At 68.2% G+C, this 13,436-nt stretch carries 10 protein-coding genes (1 of these 10 only partly in view); 5 read left to right on the top strand and 5 right to left on the bottom strand.

Going from position 1 to position 13,436, the window contains the following annotated elements; genetic code table 11:
• Positions 1–43: 43 nt before the first annotated feature.
• The gene (locus ABZ824_RS11835; RefSeq protein ID WP_356963259.1) at positions 44–1,069 is read left to right on the top strand and encodes a stage II sporulation protein M; all 1,026 of its coding nucleotides are present in this window, start codon (positions 44–46) and stop codon (positions 1,067–1,069) included.
• Between the two features lie 807 nt (positions 1,070–1,876).
• On the opposite strand, the gene ABZ824_RS11830 is transcribed toward ABZ824_RS11835, so the two are convergent.
• Positions 1,877–3,292 carry a hypothetical protein gene (locus ABZ824_RS11830; RefSeq protein ID WP_356963258.1) on the bottom strand — a complete coding sequence of 472 codons (1,416 nt, stop codon included), beginning with the start codon at positions 3,290–3,292 and terminating at the stop codon, positions 1,877–1,879.
• Positions 3,293–3,402: 110 nt separating this feature from the next.
• Here ABZ824_RS11830 and ABZ824_RS11825 point away from each other — a divergent pair, with 110 nt between their 5' ends.
• Positions 3,403–4,041, top strand: a complete 639-nt coding sequence (locus ABZ824_RS11825; protein WP_356963257.1) for a methyltransferase domain-containing protein — start codon at positions 3,403–3,405, stop codon at positions 4,039–4,041.
• Here ABZ824_RS11825 and ABZ824_RS11820 read toward each other — a convergent pair whose 3' ends face one another.
• From ABZ824_RS11820 to ABZ824_RS11805, 4 genes are read right to left on the bottom strand one after another with little or no spacing between them, the layout of a single operon-like run.
• Complete coding sequence (locus ABZ824_RS11820) at positions 4,042–4,809, bottom strand: SDR family NAD(P)-dependent oxidoreductase (RefSeq protein WP_356963256.1); 768 nt, start codon at positions 4,807–4,809, stop codon at positions 4,042–4,044.
• A 31-nt stretch (positions 4,810–4,840) separates the two neighbouring features.
• Positions 4,841–5,815, bottom strand: coding sequence for a hypothetical protein (locus ABZ824_RS11815; RefSeq protein ID WP_356963255.1), 975 nt, complete (start codon positions 5,813–5,815; stop codon positions 4,841–4,843).
• Complete coding sequence (locus tag ABZ824_RS11810; RefSeq protein ID WP_356963254.1) at positions 5,812–7,251, bottom strand: pyridoxal phosphate-dependent aminotransferase; 1,440 nt, start codon at positions 7,249–7,251, stop codon at positions 5,812–5,814. Before ABZ824_RS11810 ends, ABZ824_RS11815 begins: the two co-directional genes overlap by 4 nt.
• A complete protein-coding gene (locus ABZ824_RS11805) occupies positions 7,248–8,297 on the bottom strand; it encodes a helix-turn-helix transcriptional regulator (protein WP_355073368.1) in 1,050 nt (349 codons plus the stop codon). Before ABZ824_RS11805 ends, ABZ824_RS11810 begins: the two co-directional genes overlap by 4 nt.
• A 664-nt stretch (positions 8,298–8,961) precedes the next feature.
• Between ABZ824_RS11805 and ABZ824_RS11800 the strand changes: the two genes are divergently transcribed.
• From ABZ824_RS11800 to ABZ824_RS11790, 3 genes are all read left to right on the top strand, one after another.
• Positions 8,962–9,291, top strand: coding sequence for a hypothetical protein (locus ABZ824_RS11800; protein ID WP_356963253.1), 330 nt, complete (start codon positions 8,962–8,964; stop codon positions 9,289–9,291).
• A gap of 269 nt (positions 9,292–9,560) precedes the next feature.
• Entirely contained in the window at positions 9,561–11,285 is a 1,725-nt protein-coding gene (locus tag ABZ824_RS11795) for a hypothetical protein (RefSeq protein ID WP_356963252.1), read from the top strand.
• Positions 11,285–13,436 carry the beginning of a helix-turn-helix domain-containing protein gene (locus ABZ824_RS11790; RefSeq protein WP_356963251.1) on the top strand. Its footprint extends 26,447 nt past the window's final position, so the window shows 2,152 of its 28,599 coding nt (coding positions 1–2,152); it begins with the start codon at positions 11,285–11,287; the stop codon falls past the right edge of the window. The genes ABZ824_RS11795 and ABZ824_RS11790 overlap by 1 nt, the downstream gene beginning before the upstream one ends.

The raw sequence follows: 13,436 nt of genomic DNA, 5'->3' as shown, positions 1-13,436 counted from the left end.
GTCGATAGCATTCTTGCGACCGGCGGGAGTGGGAGGCAACCGAATGGACGTGGACGCATACAGCCTGGCGCACCGCAGGGCGTGGGACCGGCTCGACTACCTGTCCACCCGGAGCAAGCTCACCGGCGCGGAGGCGGACGAACTCGTCATGCTCTACCGCCGCACCTCCCAGCAGCTGGCGCGGCTGCAGTCACACAGCCCGGACCCGGAGCTGATCGCCGGGCTGAGCGCGCTGCTGGCACGTGCGCGCGGCCGGGTGCTGGGCACGCGAGCCGACACTTGGCAGGAGATCGGACGGTTCTTCAGTCACCGTTTCCCGGCGGCGCTCTATCGGGCATGGCCGTGGTGGGTCGGCGTCGCCGCGGTGTTCCTGTCGGTGTCGGCCGGGTTGGCAGTCTGGGTGGACCGGTTCGATTCGGCCCGCGAGGTGCTCGGAATTCCCGAGGACACAAGGAGCCTCACCGCGCCGGGCGGCGCGTTCGAGACGTACTACTCGGAGCATCCGCAGGAGGCCTTCGCCGCGCAGGTATGGACGAACAACGCATGGGTGACGGCGATCGCCTTGTTCACCGGCGTCTTGGTCCTGCCCGCGGTCTACCTGCTGTTCATGAACGCGCTCAACCTGGGTGTCAGCGCGGGCCTGATGGCTGATGCGGGGCGGCTGGATTCGTTCTTCGGCTTCATCCTTCCGCACGGCACGCTGGAGCTGACCGCGGTGTTCGTCGCGGGCGGCGTCGGCCTGAAACTCGGTTGGACGCTGATCGATCCGGGTCGGCTCAGCCGGGTGGAGGCGGTGGCCAGGCAGGGCCGGGCGACCGCGACCGTAGCGCTCGGCCTGGTCGGAGTGTTGCTGATCTGTGGCTTCATCGAAGGTTTCGTGACGCCGAGCCCGTTGCCCACACCGATTCGCATCGCGATCGGATTCACTGCCGAGGCGTTGTTCCTGGTGTACGTGTTCGGGGTGGGACGCCGCGCGGTCACGGAGCAGGCGAAGCCGGGTGCCGAGTCATCGGGCGATCATCTGACCACTGTGACGCAGCCAACATTCAGCACACGCTGGGTGAAGTGACTGGGACAATCGGCAGCTAAGCGGCGCCAGATCGGTTCGGAAGTCCCCCATTTGAGTTCCGCTGGCCGCAGCGAGTCGCTGCTCTAGCTGCGGCCAGCGTTACCGTCAACTCTACACAACCGTTATCCCTACGCAACCCTGCCTGTCGAGGTCAAGCGTATAAAGCAGCACCCCAGCAAACCCTTGCGGCAGCGCCTTTTCGCCCCGTGCCAGCTAACCGCATGCGACCCGGGCGACCCCGATTTCGGCGACCGGGCACCGCTCCGGCGACTCCGCCGGAATAGTCACGGGGAATACGTCACGGCAATGAATCGGAACTCGCCTCGGGCGTTAGCGGAGCGTTTCGATAGACCCCTCCATGGTTGCTGACACCCCTTCCCACCTGCACGTTCATTTGCACGAAAGGACAGTTGCTGGTCACCGCCCAATGGAAAGAGACCAGAAGTTTGTTTACGCGGTAATAAACCGGGTAAAGACATAGCGGCACGCCGGGAAGACCGGACAGTTCCCCGACAGGCTCCGCATTAACCAGCGAGTGAAAAGGGTTCAGTTCACCCACTCAGCACGCCCGATTCAGCACCGGAGCCGCAACCATAACGAGGCATGTGATCTTCGCCTCACCTGCCGTTACCGAGCGTCGAGTCGCGCGAAATCGACGCCGTGACACCTGACTTGGAGTGACCCACGTCACCGTCGACGCACGGCCATGCCGCACTCCAACGCCCGAACCGGACCGTCGCAACGGCAGTCCGCGACTCGAATCACTCCGCGAAAGTGACCTGAATCACCTTCAAGGTGATAGGGGACTCAACCGACGCGCAGTATCCCGGTGACCGTGCCTTGCAACAGACGGCCGTCGTGTGTGATCAACGGTGCGGTCTCCAGCGGATCGTCGACGATGGTGCCGGGCAGCGGATGCGATGCGGTGACCGCACCGGTTTCGGGGTCGAGAACGGTGAACGCGTACCCGTCCACGGGCGTGGCGTGATCGGAGCCGACGCGAGCGACCGTGTAGAGCGCGCCGTCGGCGGTGGACAGCCGCGGAACGGCGGCACTCCGAACCTTGTTCTCCCACATCACGTGACATCCGTCAGCGGAGACGTCGACTCGTGTCATCCCCCCGGTGAAAGGAGCGTTCGGCGGCGACGCGGGCCCCGCCCCCTCGGGCAGCGCCGGATACGGGTAGCCGTATGTGCTCGCCACGAAGATCGAGCGGCCGATGCCGACGGGTGAATTCTCGCTGCCGGCCCCACCTTCGCCGAGCACTGGAACCGTGCACATCAATTCGCCTGTTCCGGAACGGAATACCAAGGCATGCACCTGCCCGTCGGCGTTGTCGACGATGGTCAGATAGTCCGCACCGGTCTCGGGACCGAAGTAGGTGGGCGTCGACCCGGTGCCCCAGCTGAGCTGTCCCGGCTTGCGCGCCGATCCCCGGTCGTAGGCCGCGCGCCACGCGATCTCCGGAGCGCCGGACGGGCCGACGCGCAGTTCGTACAGCGCGTGCGTCGTCGCCACCGCGACCTGTCCACGCGGAGCCGCCGAGATGCTGTTCGCCACCTGCTCCCCCGCGGGCAGCGTCAACGCGGTGACCAGCCCGGCCGGGGTGACGAATCCGACCACTCCCCGGCCGGTCGCGAACCACACGTTGCCCGACCAGTCCGGAACGAGTCCCGTCACGTTGTCCCCCGACGGGATCACCGACCCGAGGTCGGCGGACTCTTCGCTGATCAGCCGCCACGCTCCCGCCGCGTCACGCTCGTGCCGCACCCGGAGTAACCGGTCGGTGCCGTCCACGACCACCAGACGGTCGTCCTGATCGAGGTAGGCGTACACACCGCCGAGCAGACTGCCCTTGGTCAACGGCAGCGCGGCGAGCGATGGCGCCAACAGGCCCGGCGCCGCCGGATCGAGCAAATGCACCGTCGGGGTCTGTCCCGCGATCGCGGTGCACAGGGCGACCACGAGTCGGTCCGATCCCTCCAGCAGGGTGGGGCACGCCGAGGCCAGCGGGTACGCGCCGATCGCCGCGGCGCGGGCGTCCGGACCGGCGAGCGGTGTCGCGTCCGAGGACCCCGCGTCACCGTGCATGGTGGCGGTGCCGGTCGGCCCCAGGAAAGGATTCGGCGGCGCGAGCGGACCCCATGGCCCGGCCGCCGACGCGGGCTGAGCGGGCAGCAATGCCAGCACGCAGGCGGCGAGGAGGGTCATCGGCCGACGCATCGCGGTCCTCTTTCGCTGGGCATCGCGGTATCCGAACGGATACCGGAGAGAAGAGTATTCGGGTATTCGCCGCGCCCCCGGCACAGCGGGGGGTCGATACGATGACGCGCATGAACTCGGTTCGGGGCCGTCTGTTGTCCACACTCGCCGGTCAACTCGGGAATCCCCACGGCGTGCTCGGCAAAGGTGTCGCCTTCGTGCTCAATCGCAGCAACAAGCCCGCCATTACGGGGGCGGTGGAGGCCGCCGCGGTCGCGCCGGGCGGCACCGTGGCCGACGTCGGGTTCGGTGGTGGAGCGGGGCTTTCCCGGTTGCTCGAGCGGGTCGGCGCGGGAGGCGTCGTGCACGGCGTGGAGATCTCCGCCGACATGCTGGCACGCGCGCGCTCGAGTCATGGCGGCGACATCGATGCCGGTCGCCTGCGGCTGGTGGAGGGCTCGCTCACCGCGCTGCCGCTGCCGGACGACAGCCTCGATGCCGCGATCACCGTCAACACCGTGTACTTCGTGCCGGACCTGGCTGCGGCCTGCGCCGAACTCGCCAGGGTGGTCCGGCCGGGCGGCCGTCTGGTGATCGGCATCGGTGATCCGGACGCGATGGCGAAGCTTCCGTTCACGTCGTACGGGTTCACACTGCGCCCGGTCCCGGAGGTGGTCGCGGCGCTGGAACAGGCGGGCTGCACCGTCGAGCAACGAAGGCTCGCGAACACGCCGATTCCGCACCATTTGCTGGTGGCGACGCCCCGCTGACTACATCAGCGCGCCGCCGTCGACCCGGATCTCGGTGCCGGTCATGTATTTGCCGTCGTCGGAGGCGACCATCGCGACCACCCCGGCGATGTCCTCCGGGCTGCCGAGCGCTCCCCCGTTGAGCCATCCGGTCATCCGGGAGAACAGCTGCGGATCGAAACCCTCGGGCTGATCCAGGATGGACTTCGTCGTGATACCGCTGGTGATGCCTGCCGGAACGATGTTCACCGCGCGCAAGCCCTGCTTGGCGTACTCCAGGGCGATGGCGTGTGTGAAGGCGTTCACGCCGCCCTTGGACGCCGCGTAGGAGGCGAGGTAGGGCGCCGCGCTGAAGGCCGCGGTAGAGGAGATGTTGACCACCACGCCGCGTCCGGTGTCCAGCAGAGCGGGCAGCGCGGCCTGGGTCATGAGAAAGGTGCCGGTGAGATTCACCCGGATCACCTGGTCCCACACCTCGAGCGGCATCTCGTGGGTGCGCGCGGGCCGCAGGATGCCCGCCGCGTTGACCAGCACGTCCAGTCCGCCGAGGAACTCCAGCGCCGCTGCGGTCGCGGTGCGCACCGACTCCGGGTCGGCGGTGTCGACCGCTACCGTTCGCAGTCGTTCCGCGCCGTCGCCCGCCTTCTCCGCGGTGGCCGCCAGGCCCGCCGCGTCGATGTCGGCGGCGACCAACTGCGCCCCCTCGTCCAGCAGCCGCAGGGCGATGCCCTGACCGATGCCGGATCCCGCTCCCGTCACCACCACGCGGCGGCCGTCAAATCTGCGCATGCCAAAAATTAGAACACGTTCTCATCGAGCGTCAAGGGACTTCGCCGCGCTCCCCGGCTATTCGCAGCACCATCGCCGCCGTCGCGGCGCCGTACGCACGGCTGGCCGAGCCCGGCCGATCCGCCGGATAGTTGGAGCGATGCGTGACGACGACGCCGTTGGGCAGGGTGACCGTCTTGTCCGGCACGGTCGCGACGCAGTTGCCGCCCGCCTTGCCCACCAGGTCGACGATCACGGTTCCCGAGCCGAGCAGGTCCAGCGCCGCCGGTCCGAGCAGGCGAGGCGCCGGGGATCCGCGGTGCACGGCCGTGCAGACGACCAGATCGGGCGGCGTCGCGGCGAGCGTGGCCAGCAGTGCCGCGTTGTCGTCCCGGTTCGGCACGAATTTCCCCGCGCCCGCCCCGATCGCGGCCACTCGTTGTTCGATGCGGTTGCCGACCGCCGTCGGCCGCTCGTCGCCGAACGTGCGCGCGGCCGCGATGGCGGCGAGACCGGCGGCCCCGCACCCCAGCACGAAGGCACGGACCGGGCCGGCCAGCCGCCCGGGAGCGAGCAGCCGCCTGCCTTCGGCGTAACCCACCGCGCCCGCGATCCGGCTCATGGTGGACAGCGCGTCGAACTCGGTGGTCGTGTCGTCGCGTGGCACCGCGTCGAAGGCGACCGATTCGATGCCGCGGCGGCGCAACCGGTCGATCTCGTCGCGCCGGTGGTGCGGATCCTGGAAGCCGAGCAGCGTCGTCCCCGCGCGCAGTGGCATCGATTCGAGTTCGAACGCGGGCGGTTTCACCCAGACGACGATGCCCGCGCGCTCGAACACCGCCGCGCGATCCTCGAGGACGACCGCCCCGGACGCGCTGTAGTCCTCGTCCGCGAAACCCGCGCCTTGTCCCGCGCCTTCCTGCACGAGAACGCGGAGTCCCGCTGCCGACAGCGTGCGCACCTCGTCCGGGGTGAGCGCCACGCGAGTCTCCCGCGACGCGGTCTCGCGCAGCACTCCGACGATCATCGCGCGGCCCCGGGCTCCGCCACCAGAGCGGTCAGGCCGCGATCGGCGAGCGCGTCGCGATAGGTGAGCCCGCCGACGATGTCGCGAATCAATTGCTCCAGCCGGTCGAAGAGTTCCTCGATCAAAGCGGGCGACTCGTGTCGCGGCGCCTTGCGCGGAGCGAGGACGTTCAACCGGACACCGGGACGCAGCGAGCCGGTCCGGTCCAGCGCGACGCTGTCGACGCCGGCCACGGCGAGCAACAGGTCCTCCACCTGCGCACTCGTGTGCACACCCGCCTTGTCGAGCAGCGCGGTGTCGAAAACCACCGAGACGAACATGCCTTCCGGGTTGCCCAACGGTCGCAGCACGTCGGTTCCCAGCCGGGTGTTGATCGCGGCGATCCGGCCGCATGTCCGATCGATCTGCGCGCGCATCAGCGCGTGATTGCGGTCGAAGTAGTCCTCAGAGGTGTGCTCCAGGATGGCGCGGGCCAGATGGGTGGTCTCGCGCTGGAACGAAATCGTGAGCCGTTCCCTGATCCGCGCCAGCCACGCGCCGTCGCCGGTGCAGGCGGCACCCATTTTGCACGGGCCGAAGGCGTTGTAGCCCTTCGAGTTCCCCGTGATGGTCAGCACCACGTCGTACAGCCGCCGGATGCCCTGCTCGGTCTCCACGTGCAGTGCCGCGATCGGGATGTGCGAGGCCACCAGCCGGTCGAAGGCCATGTCGCAGATCACCGGAACACCGGAGTCGAGCAGCACCCGCCCGAGTTCCGCCAGCTCCGTGGCCGTGTAATCCGCGACGACAGGGTTGCCCGGCAGCGTGAGCAGCACGCCGCACAGTTCGCCCGTCGCCCGCAGTTCCGCGAGGCAGCGGGCCAGCCGGGCCGGATCGATCTTGAACGCGTCGTCCGGAGCCACCGGGCACGAGACGATTCGCAAGCCGAATTTCTCCACGTGGATGCTGGAACTCTTGTAGAAGCCCTCCGGGCACACGATCACCCCGCCTGGCCTGGCGAGGGTGGCCACCGCCTCCTCGAGCAACATCGTGCTCGAGTACGGGCAGACGATCACCTCCTCCGGGCGCACCCGGACGCCGGGCACCCCTTCCACCGGATGCGACAGGCGCTCGAACAGCTTGCGGGCCGCGAGTTCCCGCAGAATCAGCGGCTGCCGCTTGTCGTAGAGCCTGCCGTCGAGGTACTCCGCCGGGGGTGCGATGTGCAGGCTTTCGCGCCATGCCCGGTCCAGCGCCGCGACCGCGTGCGCGTCCGGAGCCCGGCCGGTTTCGCCGTGGTACGCGTCGATGACGCCCGAGTAGCGGCGGCCACCGGTCCCGGCGAACCAGGCGTCTCTCGAAAGGTGGCCGCGCACTTCACGTTTCCTGGCTTCGGAGCGATTGGTCAGCCTCGCCAGGTCGGCGAGCGGATCGGTGAGCACCTGGCTCTGAGTCACGGAACCTCGCCTTCTGAAGAGTCTCCCGGTGCGGGCATGGTGTTCCATTTCTCCTGGAGTGCGGCGCGGAACAGGCTGCGGCAGTTGCCCTCGGTGAGTCGTTCGAACTCCGCCAGCGGCGGCTGCGCGACGATCTGGTCCACCACGATGGCCGAACCGGCGCGCCGGAGGTCGTAGAGTTTCTCGAACCGCCGGACCGCGAACGCGACATCGTGCTTCAGCGCGGAGAAGCGCGTCGCGACCCGGGCCTGACGCGAGTAGTCGTACTCGCCCACCGCGACGTAGCGATCATCGACTACGAGCATGCTCTGCGCGTTGCGCGCATACTCGCGCTTGACCAGCACGCTTTCCACGCCCGATCGGGCCTGCTTCCACAGTTTGTCGTCGTAGGGCCAGACGTCCGAGATGTCGTCGAGCACATACATCCGCCGTACATCGATCTTCGGTGGATGGGTCGTGTCGGCCAGGCGCAGAATCGCCGCGTGATAGTCGTCGCCGACGTCGCCGCCGATCGTGCCCAGGTCCGCGGTGTGAATCGCGCGCACCGACGTGGTGGCCTGCTCCAGGATCGTCAGCCAGTCGGTGACGGTATTCCATTCCCATACCGTCGCGCTGCGCGAGGGAATCTGCGCGAGGATCTCCTCGGCGCGCTCCAATTGCCGATCGGCGACCAGGCGCAGCGGCTCGATCTCCGCCCGCGCTCCGGAGGCATCGATCAGGCTCTGCGCGATACTCAGTGCGCGCGAGACCAATTGAGGGTCCTTGCCGAGCAGGACGTTGAATCGCATCCGCAGGTCGTAGTAGGCGCTGCTGGTCGGATCGGTCGCGGGATCGGCGCTGCCATCGGTCGGCAACTCCGCGCCGAGCGCCAGACTCAGACGTTCGCGCAGCGCCAGCGGCGGAATCCTGCTGCCGTTCTCGATCTGCTGAATCAGGCTGCGGGAGCAGCCCGCTCTGGTGGCGAGCGACGCTTGGGTGTAACCGCGCTCCAGTCGTAGCCTGCGGACCAGGTTGCCGACCTGCTCGTCCGAGCCCGAGTCAGCCATTCCGCGCCTCCCATTCTGCGCCTTGCATACGCATGCTCACGGAGTATCACGATGCGACATTTTAGTCACCAAGTGTCAAGCGGTGTCGGATGTATCGCGTTCGCCGAATTTCGTTGTCAACCAGCAATCCAGCCGCGCGCTCGTTCGCCCGCCGCCGCACGATCGAAGGTTGCCACATGCGCTCACAAGCAGGCCTTTCGGGCTCCAGCCAGCAGAGATAAGGAACATTTCCGTCGATCTTCGACACATATTGGGCTATACGTCTACTTCAAGGCATCAACGCGTATCAAATATCGTCACGAAGCGCTAAAGCTTCGTTGACAGCACGACGTGTCACTACCTAGCCTGGTTCTCGAAGCCACCGCAATTCGATATCGGCGCAAGGGTTTTCCCACTGGCCCGGCTCGGCGGCTCGACAACTCTAGGAGGTGCCGGATACGGATACCTCGTTACCGCGCGAGCCGATTCGAGCAGGCCGCACCCGTGGCCGGACATGACCACCCCGCCCGCAGCGCTCGCGCCTGTTCTCCGAAAGCAATCGGGCACCCAGTAATTCAGGCACGGACGAAACCACCGCGTTCGGGCCGTGGCCGAGCACGGTCACCGCCCTTCGAGCGAGCGGCGCCTCCGCGTCCTCCCGAAACAGAGTGAATGAGAGCGAATCATGGCACTCGACATCACCGATTCGATCATCACCAGCGATATCACCCCGGAAACGGCACGGCTGCTCCCCTATTCCTCTGACTCCGGTTGGGAACTCAGCTGGCTGCCGACAGTCACTCTTACCCGCGAGCAGGCCGTCAGCGGGATGGTGCTCGACGAAATGCTCAGCGATCCCGGCACACTCGCCAGCGACCTCGCGCTCGAGTTGGCCGCCATGCACGCCGCCGAGCTCGGCATCACCTTGCGTGAGGTGCTGCTCCGGCTGTACGTCCGCATCACCGAACGCGACAATGCACCCAGCTGTCGCGATCACACGCCCCTGCCCGCCTGATCGCGACCCGGCGTGGGCTCGGTCCGGCACGACGATGGCACACACTACCGATCGGTGCACCGGCGTCAGGACGATGCGCCCGGGATCAGCGCGGCGAACGCTCGACTCGAGCCGACCACCGTGCGATGTCCCACCGTCGATGGACCACGATGCGAGGAGGGCGAAGGTTCTTTCCCAACCTCGGGAACAAAGCACACGGGGCCGGAACCATCCTGGCGGACAATGTTCTCTCTCGGTGTCGTTGACGCAGGTGAAGGGTTTACCGGGACATGGCTCAATCGTTGCGGGTGGACACGGACCTGCTGCGAGCCGTCACTCCTGAACTGGCCGCCATTGCCGACGCCGCGCAAGGAGAACTGGCGCGCCTGAAGGAAAGACTCGCCGCCGAGGGCAAATGTTGGGGCGACGACGAGCCGGGCCGGGCCTTCGGCGACAGCTACGAGCCGGCGTCCGAAAAAGGGATCACCGGCTTCGAGAACCTGGTCCACAATCTGCACGGGATGAGCAGCAGCGTCGCCGACGCGGGCGAGGCGCTGCACGACCAGGACCACAACAGCGGCTCCCAGCTCCGCCAGCAGGACCCGTTCGACTCCGTGCCGGTCAGCAACACTCCTTACGGCCAGCCGCAGTCGCGGAGTCCGGTGCCGTCGCAGTCCGGCTCCACGCCGAACACCGAGCCGGGATCCGCCGGCGACACCACTGCGCCCACCTCGGCGGACAACCCCACCGCCCAAGCCGACAACCCCGCCACCAAGGTCGCCAACCCTACCGCTACGGCGAGTGGCCCTACTGCCGCACGTGGAACAGGACAGCCCGGCTATCAACCGACCAGCAACCCGATCGCGCCCGGCTCGACGAACCCCGGCGACTACGGCCCGGCCGGTACTCCCGACTCGTCCGGGCGGGAGCCGTCCGCCGACTTCCCCTCGACACCTTCCGTCCAGGACCGAGCGACGCCAACGGCACGAGACGCCGCGCGAAACCCGACATCACCGGCCACTGCCACACCTACCGCCGCCGAACCATCCCCTGCCGCGACATCCAAGCCCGGCGCGTCCGGACCCGCGGCCGTCCCGCGTACGCCGGAGACCCGATGGACGAGGCCGCCCGCTGATTCGCCATGGATGCGAAACACATCCGGCACGCCGTGGTCGCGCAGCCCGGGCGGTCCGGCACAGAATCAGGCCTTCCCGCCACGCCGCAAGCGGCCGAGGCCCGACGCGGCGAAACCCGGCAAGGACCCGAAAGCGCGCAAGCCGAAACCGGCACCGGCGGAAGCGAAGCACTCCCGGGTACGGACGGACCCGGATGCCGTGGCCGCCGCGCGGGCGCTGGCCGCTCGCCACGGCCTCCGGATCGCCGGATTCGAAGACTCCGGTGTGTCGAAACCTACGGTCGACGAGATCTCGGCGGCCGTCGACGGCATCCTCGGCAAATATCCTTTCATTCGGCCGGCCGGGATCGAGATCACCGACCTGCGGGATGGCACGGTGTCGCGCGTGGTGCCGAATCGCGCGCCCGACGACACAGCGGACGCGGTCACCGGCGGGTGGATTCTGCTGGACCGGGTAGCGGTGGCCAATCCAGTACTCCTCGCCGAAAAGGTCGAGGCCGCGGCTGGCTCGGGCGAGCGCGTAGCCGGATCCGCGGACCGCCCGATGTATTCGACCATCGTTCGCGACCTCGGCCGAATACTCGAAGCGGCCTCCGGCCTCCATGTGCGGCAGTCGGCGCACCGGTCGCTGCTCATGGAGTACCGGCGCATCAGCGGGCCTTGGGATCGCGGCGACACGCTGGCCGCGATCGTGCGCGGTTACCGGGAGTGGCGCGCCCAGCTGATCCGCGCGTGCTTCTCCGGTGGCCTTTTCGATCCCCGTGCGGCGGTGGTGGAAGCGTTCACCGAAGTCGAACTGCGCGGCGACCGCGCCTGCGGGCCCGCGAAAATACTGCACCGGTTGGTCATCGAGCACGCCCGCGGACAATCGAGCGCCTGATGGTGCAGATCCCGGACTATTTCCCCGACTGGCTGACCAGCATGGTGCTGGGGCACTTTCCGGAGGGGGACCCGGAGGCGATGCGGCGCGATGCCGACGCCTGGTCGGACGCGGCGAACGCGCTGATGCCGGTGGCGCATCGGCTCCAAGCGGCGTTGGAGCGGTTGGACGAGGCGGTCGAGGGCGAGACCGGTACGGAAATACAGAAGCAGTACCGCAAGATCCTCGACCAGATCCATGCGCAGATCGAGTTCAACAACTCGATGGCCAGGCAGTTGTACGACAGCGCCACGGCCATCGAGTACGAACAGTACGTCATCATCGGTATCGCGGGAGCGCTGCTGGCCCAGGTGATCATCGACATGGCCATGCCGCCGCCCGGCAGCATCGTGAAGGCGATCTCCGATCGCGCCGAGGCCAGGGTGGGGATGGAACTCGCGCAGCGCGACTTGGTACTGACCATATTGAGCAGGGCCGCACGGTTCGTCGCGGAGCACCCGCGACTGATGCTGGCTACGAAGGGTGTGTTCTTCGGGACGGTGATCGGCGGCGGAGTGCCCTATGTCGCACAACGTGTCCAGATCGCACAGGGCCACCGCGAGAAGGTGGATTGGCAGAAGGTCAGGATCGGAGCCGCGGCAGGCGCCGTCGGTGGTCTGGTCGGTGTCGAGGTCGGTCGTCGCGTCGCGCCCTTCGCGATCAAAGCGGGCGGGCGTGTGCTGGGTACCGTGGCGGCCGGCGGCGTGGGCGGTATCGCCGGTGGTCTGGCGGGTGGGCTGACGGCGTGGGGGTTGACGGGCGGCGACCTGCGCGGCAAGGACCTGGCTACCATGGTGTGGACGGGTTTCGGCTCCGGCCTCGTCGGGGGGATCGGGGCGGGGGTGCGCGCCGGGCGGGCCGGGGCGACCGCGAGTTCGACCGAACCGGTGCCCTCTCTCGATTCGGGGCCGCCCCCCGACGCGGCGCCATCGGCCAGAATTTCCGCGCCCGGGGATGGTCGTCCGCCGCAGACACAGACGGCGACGCCCGAGTCCACGTCCACCACCAGTGACGTGGACGCACCGCGAGCGAGGCATCCCGAGTCCGGCGATGGTTCGATGGACCGGCCCGAGAACCTGTCCGAGGCGAGGATGGCGGAGGGCGATCAGATCCTCCGCGACATGGTCGACGACGCCATCGCCCGAATCCTACGCGGCGAGGACCCTGGCCAGTCGCTGGACGGCGGCGGCGGAATCGCACCTAGGAGCACGCCCGACTACCCGTCGGGAGGGTCGTCGCCTTCGTCGTCGCGCGGTGGCGGCACCGGATGGTCCGGCTGGAACATGACCGAGACCACACGAGGCGGTGTCGCGGTGGCCGCCCATCCCGAAGGCGGTTCGGCCACACCGATGCCGACCCGCCAGGCACAGATCAGCGATCCTCAGGTGCGCCCGGAGCAGCGGGGAATGAATGTGACCGCCGAAGGGTCCGCTACCCGGCCGGGCACGGAAGTCCTTCTCGACGACGGCAGCAGTTCTTACCCGAGCCCACTCATGGTCGAACACGGACCTGCCGGAGAGATGTACTTGGTCGCGCCGGAACAGTCGGCGGGCAACGCCTCTCCGGACATGGCGGGACCCCGACCGACCGGTGGCACACTGGACGAGGGCGCGACCACCCACGAGGGACAGCCGCTGCACAGGGTCGATTTCGACGCGGAGATCGCCAAGCTGGAAGCGGAGCTGGCTCAGACTTCACTACCAGCGAGTGCGGATACCGCCGCACCATCGGTGGAAGCGCCGATACCGGCCGCGGACACCACACCACCGCCCTCGACGCACACCGGAACGGCAGACGCCGTGGCGGGGCACGCACTGTCCGTTCCGGATGCCGCGCCCGCGACACCTGTTGGTTCCGATACGCAGAATCCGGTCGCACAGGCCAGTGCTCCGACACCGGACACCGACCCCGCAGGGTATGCCTCCGCCACGGCGGAGCCGCGAAATCCCGTTCCCCCGTCGACCGCATCCCCAGCAGCCGGCGCCCCGGCGGCGAGCAATACCTCGCACACCGGCGAGCCGAGACCGCCTGTTGGGCCGACAGCGTCCAGCGGCACGCGCAGTTCGGGCGGCACCAGCCCGCTCGCGGCACCACTGGCGGGCCACACACCGA

The sequence above is a fragment of the Nocardia sp. NPDC047038 genome, assembly GCF_040644075.1.
GTDB classification, from domain to species: Bacteria; Actinomycetota; Actinomycetes; order Mycobacteriales; family Mycobacteriaceae; genus Nocardia; species Nocardia sichangensis.
Note: the sequence above shows the minus strand (reverse complement) of the source record. Positions and strands in the feature narration are given on the sequence as shown.

What these genes read in the sequence shown, in the direction of transcription:
- ABZ824_RS11815 (WP_356963255.1), bottom strand. Translation starts at nt 5,815, where the DNA reads ATGATCGTCGGAGTGCTGCGCGAGACCGCGTCGCGGGAGACTCGCGTG.
- ABZ824_RS11820 (WP_356963256.1), bottom strand. Translation starts at nt 4,809, where the DNA reads ATGCGCAGATTTGACGGCCGCCGCGTGGTGGTGACGGGAGCGGGATCC.
- ABZ824_RS11805 (WP_355073368.1), bottom strand. Translation starts at nt 8,297, where the DNA reads ATGGCTGACTCGGGCTCGGACGAGCAGGTCGGCAACCTGGTCCGCAGG.
- ABZ824_RS11825 (WP_356963257.1), top strand. Translation starts at nt 3,403, where the DNA reads ATGAACTCGGTTCGGGGCCGTCTGTTGTCCACACTCGCCGGTCAACTC.
- ABZ824_RS11795 (WP_356963252.1), top strand. Translation starts at nt 9,561, where the DNA reads ATGGCTCAATCGTTGCGGGTGGACACGGACCTGCTGCGAGCCGTCACT.
- ABZ824_RS11835 (WP_356963259.1), top strand. Translation starts at nt 44, where the DNA reads ATGGACGTGGACGCATACAGCCTGGCGCACCGCAGGGCGTGGGACCGG.
- ABZ824_RS11830 (WP_356963258.1), bottom strand. Translation starts at nt 3,292, where the DNA reads ATGCGTCGGCCGATGACCCTCCTCGCCGCCTGCGTGCTGGCATTGCTG.
- ABZ824_RS11800 (WP_356963253.1), top strand. Translation starts at nt 8,962, where the DNA reads ATGGCACTCGACATCACCGATTCGATCATCACCAGCGATATCACCCCG.